Origin of the sequence: Nonomuraea sp. NPDC050643, assembly GCF_040654715.1 — a bacterium.
Classification (GTDB): Bacteria; Actinomycetota; Actinomycetes; order Streptosporangiales; family Streptosporangiaceae; genus Nonomuraea.
In genome coordinates this window covers 175,949-194,718 of record NZ_JBFAIM010000015.1, presented here as the reverse complement: position 1 = coordinate 194,718, position 18,770 = coordinate 175,949, and the positions used below count along the sequence as shown (strand labels likewise).

Below are 18,770 nucleotides of genomic sequence, written 5' to 3'. Positions count from 1 at the left end.
TCCGATCGGCACCCGGTCAGCCCGTCCGGTCGGAGGCGGCCAACTGCTCCACAGCCTTGTCCACCGTGGTCGATCCGCTCAGGAGCTGCTGAGACAGTCTTCCCATCACGTCCAGGGTCTTGGAAGACAGCGCCACGTGCAGGGCGGGCTTGCCGGTCTTGATCCCGGAGGCGATCGTGGCGGCGGCCGGGCCGGCCTGCGAGACATCGATCGTCGTGTCGGACGCGATCGCGCCCGCGTCGGCGTAGAACGCCGTCAAGGCGTCCTTCGAGGTCAGGGCGCGCACCAGGTCGGCGGCCAGTCCGGGATCCTTCGTCCACTTGGCGACCGCGTAGCCGATGCCGCCGTCGTACGGAAGGCTCGGGCCGGCTTCGTCGGTGACGACGGGAGCCTGCATGACGCCGATCTTGTCGGGCGGCAGGAACTCTCCGAAATCATTCCAGTGCCCGATGTCCGACATCAGCCCGATGATGTGCGCGGCCTTACCGGTCTCGAAGACTCTGAAGATGTCGGTGAACATCGCGGTGGAGTTGGCGCCGTCGTTGTTCAGCCCTTTGTCGTTGACCTCCTTCCACAGCTCGAAGATCCGCTTCACGTGAGGAGAGGTCCAGTCGCGCTTCCCGGCGATCCAGGCGTCGTACTCCCGGGGGGTGAGGACACCGGAGCCGAGGCCCGACAGGAAGAACTGGATTCCGAAGCCTTCCTTGTTGCCGAGGGCGAAGCACGTGGCCTCGGTCGCCTTCTTGATGGCGGCGCAGCCGCTGACGAACTCGTTCCAGGTCTTGGGCGGAGCGGCCGGGTCGAGGCCGGCCTTCTCGTAGAGCGTCTTGTTGTAGTAGATCGGGTGCCCCTGGAGGGTCACCGGTGCGGCGTAGACCTTGCCGTCCTTGCTGAAGGCGTCCCAGCCCGCCAGCCGGCTCTTGTCCATGGCCACGTACTGGTCCAGCGGGAGGAGCGAGCCGACCCGGTCGCGGAGTTGCCCGCCCCCGTTGAAGAGCATGACGTCGGGCCCCTTGCTGGACTGCATCGCCGTGCCGAGCAGGGTGTAGTACTGGTCGAACGGCTGGGCGACGAACTCGACGGTGACTTCCGGATGCCGCCTGGCGAAGTCCGCCTTCGCCTTCTCGATGTAGGCGGCGGCGGCCGGTTCCCCGGACTTCCAGTCCCAGACCACGAGCTTGCGCTGTTTCTGCTGCGGGTCTCCGGACGGGGACTCCGTCCGGGTCGCGCTCCCGCAGCCGGCCACGGCCAGTGCCGCGGCCATCAAGGCCGACCATAACGCTCGCTGCTTCATTGCTGCCCGCTTTCCGGGAGCGGCCGCCGGATCCGGCCGACTGCGGGTAAACGTAATTCGTATGACGTTTGACGGCAAGAGGGTCCCCGTATACTGACGCGGTGACGCTGGCACTTGCCAGGCCACCGGAGGCGATATGACGGCATCGCAAGGAACGACCGGTAGTGTCCCGGCGGCACCGGCCTGGGTACGACGCCCGGCGAGTCTCGCCAGAGCGGTGACCGCCGAGTTGGTGGAGCGCATCGTTCGCGGTGTGCACCCGCCGGGAACGCCGTTGCCTCCCGAGCCCGCGCTGTGCGAGGCCTTCTCCGTGAGCCGCACCGTCGTGCGGGAGGCAGTGAAGATCCTGCAGGAGAAGGGGCTGGTTCAGGTCCGCCAGGGCTCTGGCACCACGGTGACCCCGCCGGCGACGTGGGACATGCTCGACGAACTCGTCCTCACCGCGACCATCGCCGTGGACGAGAGTCTGGCGATTCTCGACGACCTCGTCGTCACGCGGCGCGTGCTGGAGTCCGACATGGCGAACGTCGCCGCCCGCCTGGCCGGGCCCGACACCCACGAGCGACTGCGCGCGCTGGTGGATCGGATGGACGAACTGGTGGACGACCCGGTCACGTACGCGGAAAGCGACCGCGCCTTCCACGACACGATCATGCAGGTGTCGGGCAACCGCATCGCTCGCGGCGTCGTACGATCGCTGGAGGGCCAGGTCGTCAACACCGCCCGATACCTGGGCCGGACCGAACGGGCCCTGTGCGTGGCCTCCAACCTCGGCCATCGCCGCATCTACGAGCGCATCGCCGCCCACGATCCCGAGGGCGCCGCCGAGGCGATGTTCAACCACATCACCGAAGCCTGGATCGTGCGCCGCAGCGGAACGGCCGATCCCGTCCGGCTGCGGCGTTAGCGCCGTGAACGTTCCACGGGTCCGGCCCCCGGGGGACGGTGAAAGTTTCATCGCGGCCCGTCGGTAGCGCGCCCGATGCTTTCGGCTGGTGAGACGCGGGAGCGACGGGCCGGCTCGGGCGAAGGGCCGCCGGCCCCGGCAGAGCCGGACCTTGACAGGTCTTGTCACGATCATATTTGCTCCGCTGCACCGCCGCCCGGAAGAAAGGGGATCCGCTTTCGGCGGCGCAAGAGTTAGCGCTAACACTCACGATTCAACCGGCCGGCCGACGCGCGCCGGACCGGCGATTGTCCGATCGCCAGAACGCGGCGCGCCGCGTCGATCCGGTAATTCACTGAGTCAACGGCAAAGGAATTCGCGTGATGTCGAGGCTTAAATCCCTCTGCACCGCTATCGCATTCACGGCGCTGCTCGTCGTCCTGGCCACGGCGCAGACGGCACTGGGCGACAGCGCGACCACGTCGGCCGCGAAAGAGAGCGCCCTCGGGCCGACCGCGGGATGCGGAAAGGCCCCGACGCTGAGAAGCGGGGCACAATCGATCACGAGCAGCGGGAAAAATCGCGGCTTCATTCTGCGAATTCCCGACAATTACCAGAACACCACCACCTACCGATTGATCTTCGGGTTCCACTGGAACGGCGGCACCGCCAACGACGTCGACTCGGGCGGAACCAGTGGATATCCCTGGTCCTACTACGGGCTCAGGGCACTGGCGAACAACACCGCGATCTTCGTCGCCCCTCAGGGCCTCAACAACGGCTGGGCCAACTCCGGCGGTGAGGACGTCACCTTCGTCGACGACATGATCCGGCGAATCGAGGCGGACCTATGTGTGGAAACCTCCCAGCGCTTCGCTCTCGGCTTCAGCTACGGCGGCGGCATGAGCTATGCGCTGGCGTGCGCCCGGGCGACGGTCTTCCGCGCAGTCGCGGTCTACGCCGGCGGGCAGCTCAGCGGGTGTAGCGGCGGCACGGAGCCCGTCGCGTACATCGGACTGCACGGCCTCAGGGACCCGGTGCTCAACATCTCCGCGGGCCGGTCGCTGCGTGACAGGTTCGTCAGGAACAACGGCTGCACGCCCCAGAACCCGCCGGAGCCCGCACAGGGCAGCCTGACCCACATCGTCACCCACTACTCGGGATGCCGGACCGGGTATCCGGTCGCCTGGGCGGCGTTCGACGCGGGCCACACCCCCGGTCCCGTGGACGGAAGACCCGGCGACTTCGAACCCGGCGAGAACTCCTGGACCAGGCCAGTGGTGTGGGACTTCTTCACACAGTTCGGCGGCGGCAACCCAGAGCCCCCGGCGGGCGGGCTGCGGGGCGTGGGGTCGGGCCGGTGCCTGAACGTCAGCGGCGGCTCGCAGGCCAACGGTGCGCAGACGCAGATCTGGGACTGCGGCGGCGGGCAGGCCGGTCAGCAGTGGACCGCCACCAACGCCGGTGAACTGCGGGTCTACGGCGGCAAATGCCTGGACGTGAACGGGGCCGGAACGGCGGACGGCACCACGGTGATCATCTGGGACTGTAACGGGCAGAACAACCAGAAGTGGCGCCTCAACACCGACGGCACCATCACGGCGGTGGGGGCGAACAAGTGCCTGGACGTGTCCGGCAACGGCACCGGCAACGGCACCAGGGTGCAGATCTGGACCTGCCATGGCGGCGGCAACCAGCGCTGGACCCGCACCTGACCGCTGACCGTCGGCGGCTGACGACGCACCGTCGCCGGGGCGCACCATCGCCCCGGCGACGCTCACGAGCCCGACACCGCCGGGTGAGGTCACGCCGCCCATGTGCGGAGCCGCGCAGGATCGGCCGGAACGTGCCGGGGCGGGAGCCGGCGTGATGAGTACGGCCGGCCTGCGGCTGACCTCCCAGGCGCCGCGCGGCTTCGGGGTTCGGCATCGCCGCCGTTCAGCTCGGCGCGATTCTGCGGTCAAGGCATGTCAGGTGCGCTGCCTCGGTTCCACCGGCCTGATCTCGGCGCGCCTGACAGCGCGCGCGGAGTACGGTGGGCGCTGTGATCCGGGTGCTGCTGGCCGACGACGAGGCGATGATCCGTGCCGGGGTGCGCGCGATCCTGAGCGCGGCCCCGGACGTGGAGGTGGTCGCGGAGGCCGCGGACGGCCACCAGGCCGTCGAGCAGACCCGCGCGTACCGGCCGGACGTCATCCTGCTGGACATCCGCATGCCGGTCCTGGACGGGTTGAGCGCCGCGGCGGAGCTGCGGCGGGTGGTGCCGGAGACGGAGGTGGTGATGCTGACGACCTTCGGTGAGGACGAGTACGTGGCCGCCGCCCTGGAGGCGGGGGTGTCGGGGTTCCTGCTCAAGTCCGGCGACCCGTACGAACTGATGGCAGCGGTGCGCGCGGCGCACGAGGGGGCGGCGTTCCTGTCGCCGCGGGTCGCCCGCCAGGTCATCGCCCAGCTTTCCGGTGAGCTGATGGCGCGCCGGCAGGCCGCCCGTGCGCAGGTCGCGGTGCTGACCCCGCGGGAGCGGGACGTGCTGGCGCTGCTCGGTGCGGGGCTGAGCAATGCCGAGATCGGGCGCCGCCTCTTCCTGGTGGAGGGCACCGTCAAGGCGCACGTCTCGGCGCTGATGACGCGCCTGGGCGTACGCAATCGCGTGCAGGCCGCCGTCGTCGCGCACGATGCGGGCATCGTCACCGAGGACGACTGAGCGTCGTCGAAGGGTCAGGCGTCGCGGCTACGCAACACCCCGATGCCCGCGGCCACTGCCGCGACCGCCCACGCCACCAGGACCAGGACGTACTCCCACCGGCCGCTCATCAGCTGCCAGCCGGCTTGTGCCGGGGTCCAGCCGGCGAACGTGTCCAGGAGCGGCTCGTCGAGTCGCTCGGCGGCCAGGTGCAGCACCTCTGGCACGACCAACAGCAGCAGGACCATGCAGGTGAGCGCACCGGCGGAGCGACGTACCAGGGCTCCGACGCCCAGGGACACGACGGCCAGCAGGCCGAGGTAGACCCCGGTGGCGGCCACCTGCTCGGCCGCGTCCCCGAGGACGCGGGGCAACTCGCCGTGGCGGGCCGCGGCCGTGCCGACGCCGAGGGCGGTGGCGACCCCGCCGAGCACCAGACCCGCGATGCCGGTGACGACGGCCTTGGCGACCATCACCCGGCCGCGGGACGGAGTGGCGGCGAACGTGACCGTGATGGACCGGGTGGCCAGCTCACTCGTGATCACCAGGAGGCCGAACGCGGCCACGATGTACTGCCCGAAATAGCTCACCGCCGTCAGCCCCACCGTCAGGGACCGCGCCGACGTCGGGCCGCCGTCGTCCAGGACGGCCATGAGGAGCAGAAGGGCTTGCAGGCCGCCCGCGAACCACCAGGTGGACCGCACGGTGAACAACTTGATCAGCTCGGCGGCGACGGCGTCGCGCAGGCCGAGCGGCCGGCGATGGTCGCGTACGGGGCGTGCGGGTGCGGCGGTCGCGGTCATTGGCCGATCTCCTTCGCGGCAGCGGGGAACTGGACCTCGTCGTCGGTCAACCGCATGTAGGTGTCCTCCAGGGAGGACCCGATGGCCTCGAGGCCGTGGATCTCGAGCCCGAGCGCGAAAGCTCTGGCCCCTACCTCCCGCGGCGGCGCTCCGGGGACGAGGAGGGCGCCGTCGTCGTCGAGCCGGGCGCCCGCGAAGGCGTGGGCGAGAGGCCGCAGAGCGGGACCGCGTACGCGGCTGCCCGTCTCGGCGGCTGCGAGAAGGTCGGCCATGGACGCGTCGGCGATCAGGCGGCCGCGGCCCATCACGACCACGCGGTCGGCGGTCTGTTCCATCTCGCTCATCAGGTGCGACGAGATGAACACGGTGCGGCCCTCGGCGGCCAGCGACCGCAGCAGGGTGCGGATCCATCGCACCCCGTCGGGATCCAGGCCGTTGACGGGCTCGTCGAGCATGAGGACCTGGGGGTCGCCGAGCAGCGCGGCCGCGATGCCCAGTCGCTGGCTCATGCCCAGGGAGTACGTGCCCGCCCGCCGGTCCGCGGCGGTCGTCATGCCGACCAGCTCCAGGACCTTCGCCACCCGGGCGGCGGGGATGCGCTGGGAGCGGGCCAGCACGCGCAGGTGGTCGCGGCCGGTGCGGCCTGGATGCACGGCCTTGGCGTCCAGCAGGGCGCCGATCGTGCGCAGTGGGTGGCTCAGCCGGGCATACGGTTTGCCGTCGATCAAGGTGGTGCCGCTGGTGGGGGCGTCCAGGCCCAGGATCACGCGCATCGTGGTGGACTTGCCGGCGCCGTTCGGACCGAGGAACCCGGTCACGTGGCCCGGCCGCAGCTCGAGGGTCAAGCCGTCCACGGCCGTCGTGGGGCCGTAGCGTTTGGTCAGTTCGGTCAAGCGGATCATGCGGTGGACGCTACGGATCGGTCTCGCCCGTACGAATGAGTCCATCGGCAGGGGCCACCCCTGACTTTCGTCAGGGGTTCGTAAGGGAGCCTGCCCGTAACGTGAACGCGTGAACGTTCTGACGTCGTCGCGTGGTCGCCAGGTCGGCATGGATCTGCTGCTGGGGGTCTTGGCCGTCGCGTCGCTGTGGCTGTCGGACGACCCGCTGCCCGAGCGTGCCTGGATCGGCATGGCGACCCTGCGGGTGTCCGGTGCCGTGCTCCTGTGCGTCGCCGCGGCGACCTGGCGCAGGCTGCCGCTCCTGGCCGCCGCGCTGCCCCTGGTGCTGGGCACGGTCGTCGCCGGGGACGTCTACGTGTCGCAGCTCATGCTGGCCGTCATCCTGTTCGCCTTCTTGCTGGGGCGGCGCACCGCCGGCCGTAGGGCCGGGACGCAGGTCGCCGTACTGGTCGCGATCGCCGCCGTCGCGCTGGTTCTCGCGCCCCGGCACGAGACCGGCGTGGACTGGTTCTCCGCCGCCTCGACTCTGCTGCTCATGGTCGTGGTCCCGTGGGCGGTGGGCCAGTACCTGCGGCTGCAGGCCGACCTGGCCACCGCCGGGTTCGAGCTCGCCGCCCGCCTCGAGCGTGAGCACGTACGGGCTGCCAGGCGGGAACGGCTGCGCGAGCGGACCCGCATCGCCGCGGACATGCACGACTCCCTGGGCCATGAGCTCAGCCTCCTGGCCGTGCGCGCCGGCGCCGTGCAGGTCGCCGCCGGCACCGCCCCGGCGTTGCGGCAGGCGGCTGCCGAGCTGCGTGAGTCCGCCGCCACGGCCACCGACCGGCTGCGGCAGATCATCCGGATGCTGCGTCAGCACGATGAGCACGCCCTGGTCGACCCGCTCGGCGGTTCCGTGGCTGCACTGGTGGAGCGGGCCGTGGCCTCCGGCGTGGACGTGCGCCTGGAGGCCGACGACGAGGCGGAGGCCGGGCTGCCTGACCCGGCCGCCCGGGCCGCCATCCGCGTCGTGCAGGAGGGGCTGACCAACGCGACCAAGCACGCCCCCGGGTCTGGGGTCCGCGTGAGCTTGCGCCGTACCGGGGAGGTGCTGGAGGTGACCGTCGCCAACGGGAGGGTGCACGGCCCGCGGCAGAGGCCAGCCGACCCGGCCGGATCCGGATACGGGCTGGTCGGCCTGGACGAACGCGTCCGCCTGGCCGGCGGCACGTTGCGCGCGGGTTCCGACGGCGACGGGTTCACGCTGACCGCCCGTCTGCCCGTGAACGCTCGGCAGGCCGTCTCGCCGTCGCCGGCCACTCCCCCGGAGTCGGCTCTGGCCGGGGCGCGTCAAACGCTGCGCCGCGGCCTGGTCACCACGTTCTGGGCGCCCATCGTCCTGGGCATCGTCCTCCTCGCGGTGTTCCTGCTCCGGGGCGGAACGTTGTAATGCGGCAGGGCGAGGTGGCGCGCGGCTTCGGCCTGTACGGCGCGGTCGCCGCTCGAAGCGCGTATGCGTCGCTCACCTGGCGTACCTCCCCTGCCTCCAGCGATCCAGGGTGTGGTCGAGGTACTGGTCGAACAGGCCGACGAGGTCAACGGTGGGGTCGAGGAGCCACTGGATCTCCAGCCCGTCCATGGTGGCGCACAGGGCGCGGATCTCCGATTCGGCCTGAACCAGAGTGATGGGCGGGATCTCGCCCGTTCGCGCCACGTCGACCAGCCGCTCGGCGAGCGTGTCGACGACTTTCCCGTACCGTTGCTGGATGAAGGCCCGGGCCGGGTGCTTCTCGTTGGAGGCCTCGCCCGTGAGGCGGATGAACAGCTCCAGCAGGCCGCGATGCTCGACGTGGTAGGTCATGTACGCCCGCAGATCGTTGAAGCCCTGCAGCCCGGTCCGTTCTCCCGCGCCGAGCGCGGCGGTCTCACTCGCCCACCATTCCAGGACGGCGGCGAGCAGGTCTTCCTTGTCCTGGAAGTGACGGAGCAGCGCGGCGGGTGAGACGCCCACGTCCGCGGCGATCTGCCGCATGGAGGCCCCGTCATAGCCGTGCATGCCGAAGGCCCTGGCGGCGGCGGCGACGATCTGCTCGCGCCTTCTGATGCCGGTCCGGTACGGCCCGCGCGGACTTTCTCCGGCGTTCGCCACGGTCAGCCTCCCGAGGAATTCTCCGACGCCCTCTTGCGCAAAAGGTTATCAGGCGTTTACGTTTGCCGAAACGTAAACAACCGATCACTTTTGGCTTGAGGCGGCTGTTACCGCAGGTCAGCCGTAGCATCCGCCTGTCTGTTCAGAGAAACGGCTCCCTCCATGCGATCTCTCATCGGCATCAACCCGCTGCCGTGGCTGTTCGGCCCGTCCGGTTTCACGCTGGAGGTGGCCGCTCTGCGCACCGCCTTCGCCGAGGTCGCCGAGACCGGCTTCACCGCCGTACAGGCCGACCTTCCCGAAGGACTGACCCCGGCGGGATACCGGGCCCTCCTCCGGGAGTACGGCCTCGCCCCGGCACCCGGCTACTTCCACGGCGCCTACGACGATTCCGAGGCGATGCCCGCCCTGCTCGAACGCGCCCGGCGGCACGCGGGCGCCCAGGCCGAGCTCGGCATGACCGAGGTCTTCATCGCCTCCGCCCTGGCGGCCGAACGGCTCGCCACCCCGGCCGTGGGCGCCGCGTACGACCCGGAGCGGCTGGACACCGTCATCGACAACCTCGCCCGTACCTGCGAGGTCATCACCGCCGAGGGCCTACGCCCCTGCCTGCATCCGCACGTTGGCACCTGGATAGAGACCGAGACGGAGACCCGCGCGGTCCTGGACGCGATCGCGCCGGACCTGCTGGCGTTCGGCCCCGACACAGGGCACCTGCACTGGGCCGGCGCCGACCCGGCCGCCCTGATCGCCCGCTACCGGGACCGGGTCGGCGCCGCGCACATCAAGGACGTCCACACCGCCGTCGCAGCCGAAGGAGGCGACTACTGGGAGGCCACCTTCGCGCGGCACCTGTGGACCGAGCCCGGTCAGGGCGACGTCGATCTCAAGGCGGCGCTCGCGGCCCTGCCCGAGGACTTCGCGGGCTGGCTGGTGATCGAGGTCGACGTGCCCGACCACGGCACCCCCAAGGACAGCGCCGCCCTGTCCCGTCAATGGACGCTCACCCACCTGGGAAAGGAATGACGCCGATGACGCTCGGCATCGGAATCATCGGAGCAGGCCCGGTCACCCAGGCCATCCACCTGCCCGCGATCGCGGGCCTGTCCGACCGGCTCCGCGTGGCGCACGTCATGGACGTCGACGCCGCCACGGCCGCAGAGGTGGCCGCCCGCGCCGGAGCCGCGCAAAGCACCACCGTCGAGGACCTGCTCGCCGACCCCGCCGTGGACGTCGTGGCCGTGTGCAGCCCGCACCCCTTCCACGCCGAGCAGGCACAAGCCGCCTGCCGCGCGGGCAAGAAGGCCGTCCTGGTGGAGAAGCCGCTGGCCACCACCCTCGACGAGGCCCGCGCGATCACCGAGGCGAGCAGGAGCAGCGACGTCCCCATCGTGGTGGGCGCCATGCACACCCACGACCCGGCATGGCTGGCCGCAGAGCGGGCCTGGGGCGATCTCCCGGAAACCGCCCACCGGGTACGCTCGCGCATCGTCCTGCCGCCCAACGCGCGCTTCGAGTCGGTGGCCACACAACTCCACGCCGACCCCGTGTTCCCGGCCCCGAGCGGTGGCCCGGCCGCGGCCGTCCGCAACGCGATCCTCGGCCTGGCCATTCACAACCTTCCGCTGGTACGGCGCTTCCTGCCGGAGATCGAACAGGTCGGCCTCGTCCGGGCGCTCAAGCCGTTCGGCTACCTGCTGACCTTCCAGGGCGGCGGGCGGACCGCCGAGCTCGTCGGTTACCTGCACGGCGGCTGGCGCGAGGAGTGGACCTTCGAGGTGTGGGGCGACGACGGCGAGCTCCGGCTGGACTTCCCTCCCTCCTACGTGCGCGCCGGCTCCGCCACGGCCGAACTGCGCACGGCCGAGGGCACGCGGGTCTTCGGGCCGTACCCCGACAACGGCTACACCGGCGAATGGCGGCACCTGGCGGCCCTGGCGACCGGCGCCGAACCCGTCCGCTACGGCATGGCCGACGTCGCCGCCGACCTGGCCTACGCGCTGGATCTCGCCAACCGTGCCGCCGACCTCGAACTGCTCCAAGGAGCCACCGCGTGACCGACCCCATCCCCATCCCCGTGACCCTCGGCGGGGACGCCGACCACCCGGCGCTCCACGCCGTCCTCGCCTCGCTGCCCAAGGACTTCCGCCCGGTCGTCACCGGCGGCGCCGTCCTGGCCGTCGCCGGCCTGGACGCCCTGGCCACCGCCCTCGCCGACATGCCTCGCGGCATCCTGCTGACCTCGGTGACGCGGGGTGACGCCGACCGGGTACGCGGCCTCGCCGACCACGCCGCGGCGGCGGGCATCCCCGTGGTCGTGGCCGCGATCTGGGCGCTCAACCCGGCGCTCGCCGCGGCCGCCGACACCCTGCGCCAGGACCTCGGTCAGGCGGCGCTCATCGAACTGAACGCCACCGTCCCGCCCGGGCAGCCGGACGTCCTGCTGGACCAGCTCGCGCTCCTGCGCACCACGCTCGGACCCGCGGCCGACCTCGAACTGCTCCAAGCCGACGACCACGGGCACATCGCGCACGCCCGGCTCGGCCACGTGCCCGTCCACCTGTCCGCCGCCGTCTCCCCGCACGCCACCCAGCGGCGCGCCCGGCTGAGCCTGCTCGGCCCCGTCGTGCAATGGCGCCTGTCCCTCCCCGACCCCGCCACCGCACGCCCGGCCGGCGTCGTCCGCACCGACGCGCATGGCGAACAGCGGTTGCCCACCGTCTACGAGAGCGCGGCCCGCGCCTCCTGGCGCCAGTTGCACGCCGCCGCCGCCACCGGCGGCGCCGCGCCGTCGTACGGCCTGCGCGACCTGGCCGAAGACCTCCACCTCCTCCCCTCCTGAGCAACCCGCGACTTCCTGGAGGCCGCCGTGACCGCTTCACCACCCCCCGCCCTCTCCGCTGAGGAAGAGCCCGCCACGCCCGTCGGCATCCGTTTCATCGCCCTGTACGCGCTGGGCCAGCTCGGTCTCTGGGCCGGCCTGCTCACGCCGATCGCGGTGACCCTGTCGGTCAAGGTCGGCGCCGTCGACCCCGAGGGCAAGGCCGCCAGCCTGGGACTCATCCTGTCGGCAGGCGCGTTCCTGTCCATGGCGATCACCCCGATCTGGGGCAACCTGTCCGACCGCACCACCAGCCGCTTCGGCCGCCGCCGCCCCTGGCTCGCCGGCGGGGCCCTGGCCGGGGCCGTCGGGCTGCTCATCATGGCCATCGCGCAGAACGTACCGACGATCCTGCTCGGCTGGTGCGTCACCCAGGTCGGCTACAACGCCGCGCAGGCCGCGCTCAACGCCATCATCCCCGACCACGTGCCCGAGAAGCAGCGCGGCCGGGTCTCCGGCATCCTCGGCCCGATGAGCAACATCGGCGTCCTGGTCGGCACCGCCCTGACCGCGATGGCCGTCGGCAGCACGTCGCTCATGTTCCTGTTGCCGGGCCTGTTCGCCTTCGTCGCCCTCGGGCTGCTCATCGTCTTCCTACCCGACCGTCCCGCCGACCCCGGCACGCTCAGTCCGTTCCGCCTGCTTGACCTGCTGCGCAGCCTGTGGGTCAACCCCTTCGCCCACCGCGACTTCGGCTGGGCCTTCGCCGGGCGCTTCCTGATCTTCACCGGGAACGCCTTCAAAATCACCTTCGGCTTCTACGTCATCACCGACCGGCTCGGCTACAGCCCCGCCGAGGCGGTGTCACTGGTCTTCATCGCCACGCTGGTCTTCACCGCGGCCTCCGTGACCACCGCCACGCTCGGCGGCTGGCTGTCCGATCGGACCGGGCGCCGCAAGATCTTCGTCCTCGTCGCCTCCCTCATCATGGGCGTCGGCCTGCTGACACTCGGCTGGACCACCACCTACCCCCAATACCTGATCGGCTCGGCGATCCTCGGACTCGGCACCGGAACCTACATGGCCGTCGACATGGCGCTGGTCGTCCGCGTCCTGCCCAACCCGGACAACGCGGCCAAGGACCTGGGCGTCTTCCAGATCGCCAACTCACTCCCCCAGTCGCTGGCGCCGCTGATCGCCCCGCTCTTCCTCACCATCGGCGGCGGAACCCAGAACTACCCCGCAGCCTTCACCGCCGCCCTGGGCTTCGCCGTCCTCGGCGCCCTGACCGTCCTGCCCATCCGCCAGGTCCGCTGACCCGCGTTGCCTTCGGGCGGCATCTCCTGGTGCCCTGTCCGGCGGCAACGGATTGGCCGTCATGGCAGCAGAACCGCTTCAAGCAGGCCCCCGCACCGTCAGGCGAACTCTGCCCGTACGGCTGCCTGCCCACCGTCCATGGGTTTCCTCCCATAGGGCCCGCGGAACTCGACGCCCACCGCTCCCATAGGGCGATCGCGATGCCATCTCGCCACGGACTCGCAAGCCGTCCTTCCGACACCGGCCACCGCGGGTGTTCCACCAGCAGAAAAGCGTACGTCTGTACCCTCACGAACATTGCGGCGAGATAGCGGCGAAGTCTGCGACCTTGCGATCCTTTTCGGTGCGGCGCCGTAGCCGTTCAGCCACGCGTGAGTCCGTTTCGCCACCCGACCTTGCCCAGCGGCGGCACCATCAGTGCGCCGGAACTGTCGGAGTCAGTCGGTAAGGTCGTCGCGTCCGGAAGGGAATATTCTCATCGGAAGAGTGAACGATGGCCCGTCATACTCCGCCTCGGCCACTTGCTGTGGAAGAACTCTGTCCCGAGTTGCAGCCGCTCGGTAGAAACGCGCTCCGCCTGCATCCACGTGTGGGAACCCCGTCATACGAGGACAGCTCTGTCGGTGGGCCGCTGAGGTGGCCCACCGACGAACCGTGGCCCTTGTGCGCCGAGGAGCACTACTACGACGACGGCCTGGAGGATGCCACCCGTCACGAGGCCGTGGTGCCCATGGTGCCGGTCGTGCAGCTCTACGCGGCGGACGCGCCTGGTGTGCCGTTCCCGCAGGGAAGCGATCTGCTCCAAGTGCTGTGGTGCCCGTTCAACCACGGAGAGGAGCCCGCCGAGCGCTGCCCCCTGCCGCAGGTGCACTGGAGGAACACGGCAGACGTCCGCCAGGTGCTCCTCGCGCCCCCGGAGCCCGCTGACGCTCCCGAGGGTCACGTTCCCACTCCCTGCGTGGTGCACCCGGAGCAGGTGACGGAATACCCCGACTGGGACGACATACCGCAGGAACTGCGCAACGAGATCGACGACCGAGTACGCCGGTTGGAGGAGGCTTCCGGGTGGGATTACTTCTACCATCTCAGTACGGCCCCCGGCACCAAAGTCGGTGGTCATCCGCGCGGATGGAACGGCTCAACGACCTGGTTCAGCTGTGAGAGATGCGGGCAGCCCAGCCACCATCTTCTGACGGTGACGCATGCTGAATTCGACGGAGAGTCCTGGCGGACCTGGCTCCCGGTGGAAGACCGACCTGACGACGACAGCGGACCGAAAATCTACCTTTCGGAGTCCGAACGAGCCGCGGCCGCAGAGAGCCCGCACGGCCTGATGGTGTCGGGCGGGGGCGATGTGTACCTCTTCGAGTGCCGTTCCTGCCCCGATCGCCCAATTGAGCACCTTTTCTTTCTCAACTGAGCAAGACGAACCGGGTTGGTTCCAACCACCCCTCGAAGTCGTCGGGGTGATCGGTGGTGTGCTGCGGGTAGCGGGCGCGCAAGGTCCGAGTGCATGCCGACGATGGGAACCGTACTGCGGTGTCCCCACCGTCGGCAGGATCGCCTCGCACCTTTTCCACGCCGGCTGTGAGGACTGGTCCTATCTCGTCCTGCGGCGGTTGGCGGTGTTGCCGGACCGGAAGAGCAGCACGATCGCGGCCAGCGCCACCACCGCGAAGAGCGCGTCGCAGATCAGCGCCAGGACCGGCATGGCGATGAGCAGGTCCAGGGCCTTCACCAGCAGGGAGATGATGAGGATCACCACCGAGAAGATCCGGGTGGCGCGACCGCCGCGCAGCGCCAGCCATGCGAGCAGGATCAGCACGAGAGACCAGAAGATCGTGCCGTACGCCATCGAGGAGTAGATGGTGTGCAGCGACTGGGCCCGCTCGGATGAGGGATCGACCATCTCCGGGGTGACCCGTGTCTCGCCGCTGGAACTCGAGGCGATCTGCTCCCGGACCACCTGCATCCCCGAGATGAGGATCCCGGCCGCGCTCACCAGGTTGAGTGCTGCGGCGGCGATGGCGGCACCTACGGCCCGGGTCAGGGCGGCGGGGCGGCCCGGGGCCGCGCCGGACGGCGACGTGTGATCGTGGACGGGGGGATACTGCTGTTCGTGCATGGACATTGAGAGCCTTCTCCAGGTTGTTGGCGTGTCGGACGAGACCTGCCGCTGTTCATGGGTGAGCGACCCTGCCCCCGAAGCAGGCTTCGCGCAGAAACCGGCCGAGCTTAGCCGGGCTCGGCCTTTTGCACGGCGTTTCCCGGGCCAGCACGATCGTCCGCGCTGCCACGGCAAGTCACGATTCCGAAACTTACGCTTCGCGTTTCGCCAGTCGATTTATAGCTGTCGAGATGTATAGCACACCCCAACCGTTCCGCGCGAAGAGATTGAACCACATCCGGCGGCTGTCCAGATTGCGAAAGATTCACGACAGCATGAGGAAAGATAATGGATGTTTCAGCGGCCTTCAGCCGAATAGCCGTGCCTGCGGGCACGAATGAATCAAAACGTCGAGGCCAGAGCATGGCGGCCAGATCACTGTCTTAATACTGTCCTGAGAATGTCGCGCGCCGTAAAGGCACCGTGCACCGTTCCATTCCTCGCCACTGGGACGCCGGTCGTGCTATGTCTCTCGACAGCATCTGGCAGAAGGGAAGGAATTCGTGTTCGATCTCCGGGGCTCGGGGCTCGGGGCAGGTCACCGACGACGAGGTTGGCCAAGGACCGCCGGGGTGTCCTCTGCGGTCTCCGCTCTGCGTACGTCCACGACGAACTGGGTGGTGGTGGTCGGCTCGGCCAGGCCGAGTTCCACCGCGCCGGTCACCGTCTGCGGGTTCTGCAGGAACCAGCGCTGGGCGGCGGAATCGTCGAAGTCGCGGCCCACAACTGCCGCGCCGCCCGCTTGCGCCGTCAGCATCTGGCCGGTGACCTGGTTTCGCAGCGTCCAGATGCCGTCGCCCTGGTAGGTGGGCAGCCATAGCTGGTCGGGGGACTCGCGCGGCCACTGCACGACACGCGAGTTGCGGGCCCCGCCCTCTTGGCCCAGGTAGTGGCCGCTGATCCGGCTGAGCAGGCGGACGTAGCCGTTGTACTCCGGCATCGCGTACAGCTTCCACTCCTGTGCCTCCTCCTGCGCGCGGGCCGGGTCGAACGGCGCGTCGGTGATCACGGTGCCGTTGCTCGGCGGAGTGGCGTTCAGTCCGGTACGCAACTGGTCCGGCTCGCGGTTGAAGTCACCCATGACGACCCAGTCGAGCCCGGCGAGGGCCATCTGGGTCCGGATGCGGTTCACCAGTCCCGGCATGTCGTTGCCGTTGCCGTTGCTGGAGAAGCCGTGCACGGTGAAGTAGGCCGTGTCGTCGATGACGACGCCGACTCGGCATCTTCCGCTCTGTACCGGCAACGACCCTGGACTCTCCTGACGAGCTCACCGGCTCGCCGAACACGATCGTGATCGTCGTCCCCGACAACGCGGGGTCTGGCACGTGCACCGTCGCCCCAAGGTGCGGGAACCATGTGGCTGATACGGCGTGGCCGTCATCGGCCTGACCGGCCGCGCTCGGTGAATTCACGCCCCGGCCCGGGCATGCGTATCCGGCCATGCCCGGGAGCGGGCAAGCCGATGTCGCGGCAGATGCGCTGGATCGTCTCTTCCAGCGAGGACTCCTGAGGAATCAGGGCTTCCCCGGGCAGGCCGAGCCAGTCGTCTTGGACGTACCACCCGGCCATGTCCTCGGGTGTGAATTCGGTGGCCTGGGGTCGCGTGGCATGCCGTTGGATGGTTTCGGCGAACTCGACGTCGAGCCAGTAGACCAGGGTCCGTCCTGGGTGCTGGTCGATGAGCGTCTGGAGGGCGGCTTTGTAGCGCGTACCGGCCATGATGCCCTCGACCAGGACGACCGGCATCCTGTCCAGGAGATAGGAGGCCATGTGGCAGATGAAGTCGGGCGCCAGTCCTCCTTGGATGTCCAATTCCTTCAGGATTTCTCTCCGGAGCTGGTCTTGGCCGATCCTGGCGACCGTGCCTCTTCCAAGTCGGGTTTGGATGGTTTTGGCGATGGTCGTTTTGCCGCTTCCGGAGTTGCCGCGGAGTATGACGAGCGTCGCCGCGTTCGCCTTCGTGTTCGACACGTAGCCGATCCAACCATCTCAGCCGGATCGGCAGGCTCATGTTGACAAGCCGATCGCCCTACTCGTCACCAGGGCGATCGACACTTCTGTCAGGCGACCTCCTTTGGCCTCATGAAGCACCAGCTCATCGCGCGCCACCCGGCCGGCCGCCGCGCACTCCAGCTCACGACGGTACGCCGCGGGCTACGGCCGGAAGAAGCAGGGACGAGGGAGTCGTTCAGCTACAAGAGTTCGCGCTTGAGGATCTTGCCGGTGGCGGTCATGGGGAGGGCGTCGACGATCTCGAAGACGCGGGGGTACTTGTAGGCGGCCATCCTCTCCTTCGACCACTCCACCAGTTCGCCGGGCGTGGCGGTGACGCCGGGCTTGAGCACGACCACGGCCTTGATCTCCTCGCCGTGGGACTCGTGCGGGACGCCGATGACGGCGGCCAGCGAGATCGCCGGGTGGGTGAGCAGGACCTCCTCGATCTCGCGCGGGTAGACGTTGAAGCCACCGCGGATGATCATCTCCTTGGCCCGGTCGACGATGTAGTACCAGCCGTCCTCGTCGCGCTTGGCCAGGTCGCCGGAGCGGAACCAGCCCTCCTCGGTGAGCACCTCGGCGGTGGCCTCGGGGCGGTCGTAGTAGCCCTTGAAGACGTTGTGGCCCTTGATCGCGATCTCGCCGATGGCGTCGGGCGTCCAGTCGATCTCCTCCCAGCTCGACGGCTTGATGAGCTTGAGCTCGACGCCGGGGATCGCGGTGCCGATGGAGCCGGCTCGGGCGGCGGCGCCGCGCGGCTTGAAGGCCGCCACCGGCGAGGTCTCCGAGAGGCCGTAGCCCTCGGCGATGACGACGCCGAACCGCTTCTCGAACTCGTGGTGGATCTCCACCGGCAGCGCCGAGCCGCCGGCCGCGGCGGTGCGCAGATTCCTGGCGATGGTGACCACGTCGACGCTCTCGTCGAGCGCGCCCAGCAGGCCCCAGAACATCGTCGGCACGCCCGCGAAGAAGGTGACCCGCTCCTTGAGCAGCAGCCCGAGCGCAACCTTCGGGTCGAACCGCGGCAGCATCACCACGACGCCGCCGAAGGCGGCCGCGCCGTTCTGGATGACGCTCTGGCCGAAGGAGTGGAACAGCGGCAGCACGCACAGGTAGGTGTCCGGGCTGGTCTCGTCGGCGCCGAAGAGCTGGTCGGAGACCAGCGCGTTGTCGCGCATGTTGCGGTGGCGCAGCTCGGCGCCCTTGGGCCGGCCGGTGGTGCCGGAGGTGTAGAGGATGACGGCGGTGTCGTCCTCGTCGGTGGCGACCGTGTCGAACGTGGCCGGCTGCGCGGCGATGGCGGAGCCGAAGGTCTCGGTGCCCTCGATCGGGCTCGGCGCGGCCGGGTCGGCGGTCACCACGAAGAAGTCCTTGGTGCTCTCGGCGGCCTGGAAGCCGGCGTACGCCTCTCGGCCGATGGGCAGCTCGGGGGTGCCCTGGAAGGCGAACAGCGCGACAGCGTCCGAGTCACCGAGGTGGTAGGCGACTTCGCGGCCCTTGAGCAGCACGTTGAGCGGCACGACGGTGGCGCCGACCTTGAGGATGCCGTTGTAGATGATCGTGAAGAACGGCAGGTTGGGGATCATCAGGGCGATCTTGTCGCCCGGCTTCACACCGCGGGAGACCAGCAGGTTGGCGACCTGGTTGGCCGCACCGTCGACCTGGGCGTAGGTCAGGCGAGTCTCGCCGAAAACGATCGCGGCACGGTCGGGATACCTGGCTGCGCTTGATTCGAGCAGTGAGGACAGGTTGTACGACGGCACGGGCCCTCCAT

17 protein-coding genes are annotated in these 18,770 nt (G+C 69.6%); 9 read left to right on the top strand and 8 right to left on the bottom strand.

Features of this window, described 5'->3' with window-relative positions; all coding sequences use genetic code 11:
* Positions 1–16: 16 nt before the first annotated feature.
* The gene (locus AB0I15_RS22100; RefSeq protein ID WP_358098348.1) at positions 17–1,264 is read right to left on the bottom strand and encodes an extracellular solute-binding protein; all 1,248 of its coding nucleotides are present in this window, start codon (positions 1,262–1,264) and stop codon (positions 17–19) included.
* A 247-nt stretch (positions 1,265–1,511) separates the two neighbouring features.
* Here AB0I15_RS22100 and AB0I15_RS22095 point away from each other — a divergent pair, with 247 nt between their 5' ends.
* The 3 genes from AB0I15_RS22095 (at position 1,512) to AB0I15_RS22085 (ending at position 4,884) form a co-directional block, all read left to right on the top strand.
* The gene (locus AB0I15_RS22095; protein WP_358098346.1) at positions 1,512–2,201 is read left to right on the top strand and encodes an FCD domain-containing protein; all 690 of its coding nucleotides are present in this window, start codon (positions 1,512–1,514) and stop codon (positions 2,199–2,201) included.
* Positions 2,202–2,563: 362 nt separating this feature from the next.
* A complete protein-coding gene (locus tag AB0I15_RS22090; protein WP_358098438.1) occupies positions 2,564–3,895 on the top strand; it encodes a ricin-type beta-trefoil lectin domain protein in 1,332 nt (443 codons plus the stop codon).
* A 329-nt stretch (positions 3,896–4,224) separates the two neighbouring features.
* Complete coding sequence (locus AB0I15_RS22085) at positions 4,225–4,884, top strand: response regulator transcription factor (RefSeq protein WP_358098343.1); 660 nt, start codon at positions 4,225–4,227, stop codon at positions 4,882–4,884.
* A gap of 14 nt (positions 4,885–4,898) precedes the next feature.
* Here AB0I15_RS22085 and AB0I15_RS22080 read toward each other — a convergent pair whose 3' ends face one another.
* Complete coding sequence (locus AB0I15_RS22080; RefSeq protein WP_358098340.1) at positions 4,899–5,666, bottom strand: hypothetical protein; 768 nt, start codon at positions 5,664–5,666, stop codon at positions 4,899–4,901.
* Entirely contained in the window at positions 5,663–6,568 is a 906-nt protein-coding gene (locus AB0I15_RS22075) for an ABC transporter ATP-binding protein (RefSeq protein WP_358098337.1), read from the bottom strand. The genes AB0I15_RS22080 and AB0I15_RS22075 overlap by 4 nt, the downstream gene beginning before the upstream one ends.
* A 109-nt stretch (positions 6,569–6,677) precedes the next feature.
* Between AB0I15_RS22075 and AB0I15_RS22070 the strand changes: the two genes are divergently transcribed.
* Positions 6,678–7,997, top strand: a complete 1,320-nt coding sequence (locus tag AB0I15_RS22070; RefSeq protein WP_358098334.1) for a histidine kinase — start codon at positions 6,678–6,680, stop codon at positions 7,995–7,997.
* A 72-nt stretch (positions 7,998–8,069) separates the two neighbouring features.
* Here the strand turns inward: AB0I15_RS22070 and AB0I15_RS22065 are convergent, their stop codons facing one another.
* Entirely contained in the window at positions 8,070–8,696 is a 627-nt protein-coding gene (locus tag AB0I15_RS22065) for a helix-turn-helix domain-containing protein (protein ID WP_358098331.1), read from the bottom strand.
* A 162-nt stretch (positions 8,697–8,858) separates the two neighbouring features.
* Between AB0I15_RS22065 and AB0I15_RS22060 the strand changes: the two genes are divergently transcribed.
* The 5 genes from AB0I15_RS22060 (at position 8,859) to AB0I15_RS22040 (ending at position 14,254) form a co-directional block, all read left to right on the top strand.
* Positions 8,859–9,722 carry a sugar phosphate isomerase/epimerase gene (locus AB0I15_RS22060; RefSeq protein ID WP_358098328.1) on the top strand — a complete coding sequence of 288 codons (864 nt, stop codon included), beginning with the start codon at positions 8,859–8,861 and terminating at the stop codon, positions 9,720–9,722.
* A gap of 5 nt (positions 9,723–9,727) precedes the next feature.
* Entirely contained in the window at positions 9,728–10,753 is a 1,026-nt protein-coding gene (locus tag AB0I15_RS22055) for a Gfo/Idh/MocA family oxidoreductase (protein WP_358098326.1), read from the top strand.
* Positions 10,750–11,538, top strand: coding sequence for a hypothetical protein (locus AB0I15_RS22050; RefSeq protein ID WP_358098323.1), 789 nt, complete (start codon positions 10,750–10,752; stop codon positions 11,536–11,538). Before AB0I15_RS22055 ends, AB0I15_RS22050 begins: the two co-directional genes overlap by 4 nt.
* Positions 11,539–11,565: 27 nt before the next feature.
* On the top strand, positions 11,566–12,834 hold the full coding sequence (locus tag AB0I15_RS22045) for an MFS transporter (protein ID WP_358098320.1): 1,269 nt from the start codon (positions 11,566–11,568) through the stop codon (positions 12,832–12,834).
* Positions 12,835–13,495: 661 nt separating this feature from the next.
* Positions 13,496–14,254 carry a DUF1963 domain-containing protein gene (locus tag AB0I15_RS22040; RefSeq protein WP_358098317.1) on the top strand — a complete coding sequence of 253 codons (759 nt, stop codon included), beginning with the start codon at positions 13,496–13,498 and terminating at the stop codon, positions 14,252–14,254.
* 180 nt (positions 14,255–14,434) lie between these two features.
* On the opposite strand, the gene AB0I15_RS22035 is transcribed toward AB0I15_RS22040, so the two are convergent.
* The 4 genes from AB0I15_RS22035 to AB0I15_RS22020 all read right to left on the bottom strand — a co-directional run bounded on the left by AB0I15_RS22035 (position 14,435) and on the right by AB0I15_RS22020 (position 18,759).
* On the bottom strand, positions 14,435–14,965 hold the full coding sequence (locus AB0I15_RS22035) for a hypothetical protein (RefSeq protein ID WP_358098314.1): 531 nt from the start codon (positions 14,963–14,965) through the stop codon (positions 14,435–14,437).
* Positions 14,966–15,539: 574 nt separating this feature from the next.
* On the bottom strand, positions 15,540–16,244 hold the full coding sequence (locus AB0I15_RS22030) for an RICIN domain-containing protein (RefSeq protein ID WP_358098311.1): 705 nt from the start codon (positions 16,242–16,244) through the stop codon (positions 15,540–15,542).
* Between the two features lie 134 nt (positions 16,245–16,378).
* Positions 16,379–16,972, bottom strand: coding sequence for an AAA family ATPase (locus AB0I15_RS22025; RefSeq protein WP_358098308.1), 594 nt, complete (start codon positions 16,970–16,972; stop codon positions 16,379–16,381).
* A gap of 221 nt (positions 16,973–17,193) precedes the next feature.
* Positions 17,194–18,759: a long-chain fatty acid--CoA ligase gene (locus AB0I15_RS22020; protein ID WP_358098305.1), complete on the bottom strand. Its 1,566-nt coding sequence runs from the start codon at positions 18,757–18,759 to the stop codon at positions 17,194–17,196.
* Positions 18,760–18,770 lie beyond the last annotated feature (11 nt).

Coding starts and splice junctions, on each gene's coding strand:
- AB0I15_RS22075 (WP_358098337.1), bottom strand. CDS start 6,568: ATGATCCGCTTGACCGAACTGACCAAACGCTACGGCCCCACGACGGCC.
- AB0I15_RS22055 (WP_358098326.1), top strand. CDS start 9,728: ATGACGCTCGGCATCGGAATCATCGGAGCAGGCCCGGTCACCCAGGCC.
- AB0I15_RS22090 (WP_358098438.1), top strand. CDS start 2,564: ATGTCGAGGCTTAAATCCCTCTGCACCGCTATCGCATTCACGGCGCTG.
- AB0I15_RS22060 (WP_358098328.1), top strand. CDS start 8,859: ATGCGATCTCTCATCGGCATCAACCCGCTGCCGTGGCTGTTCGGCCCG.
- AB0I15_RS22080 (WP_358098340.1), bottom strand. CDS start 5,666: ATGACCGCGACCGCCGCACCCGCACGCCCCGTACGCGACCATCGCCGG.
- AB0I15_RS22100 (WP_358098348.1), bottom strand. CDS start 1,264: ATGGCCGCGGCACTGGCCGTGGCCGGCTGCGGGAGCGCGACCCGGACG.
- AB0I15_RS22035 (WP_358098314.1), bottom strand. CDS start 14,965: ATGTCCATGCACGAACAGCAGTATCCCCCCGTCCACGATCACACGTCG.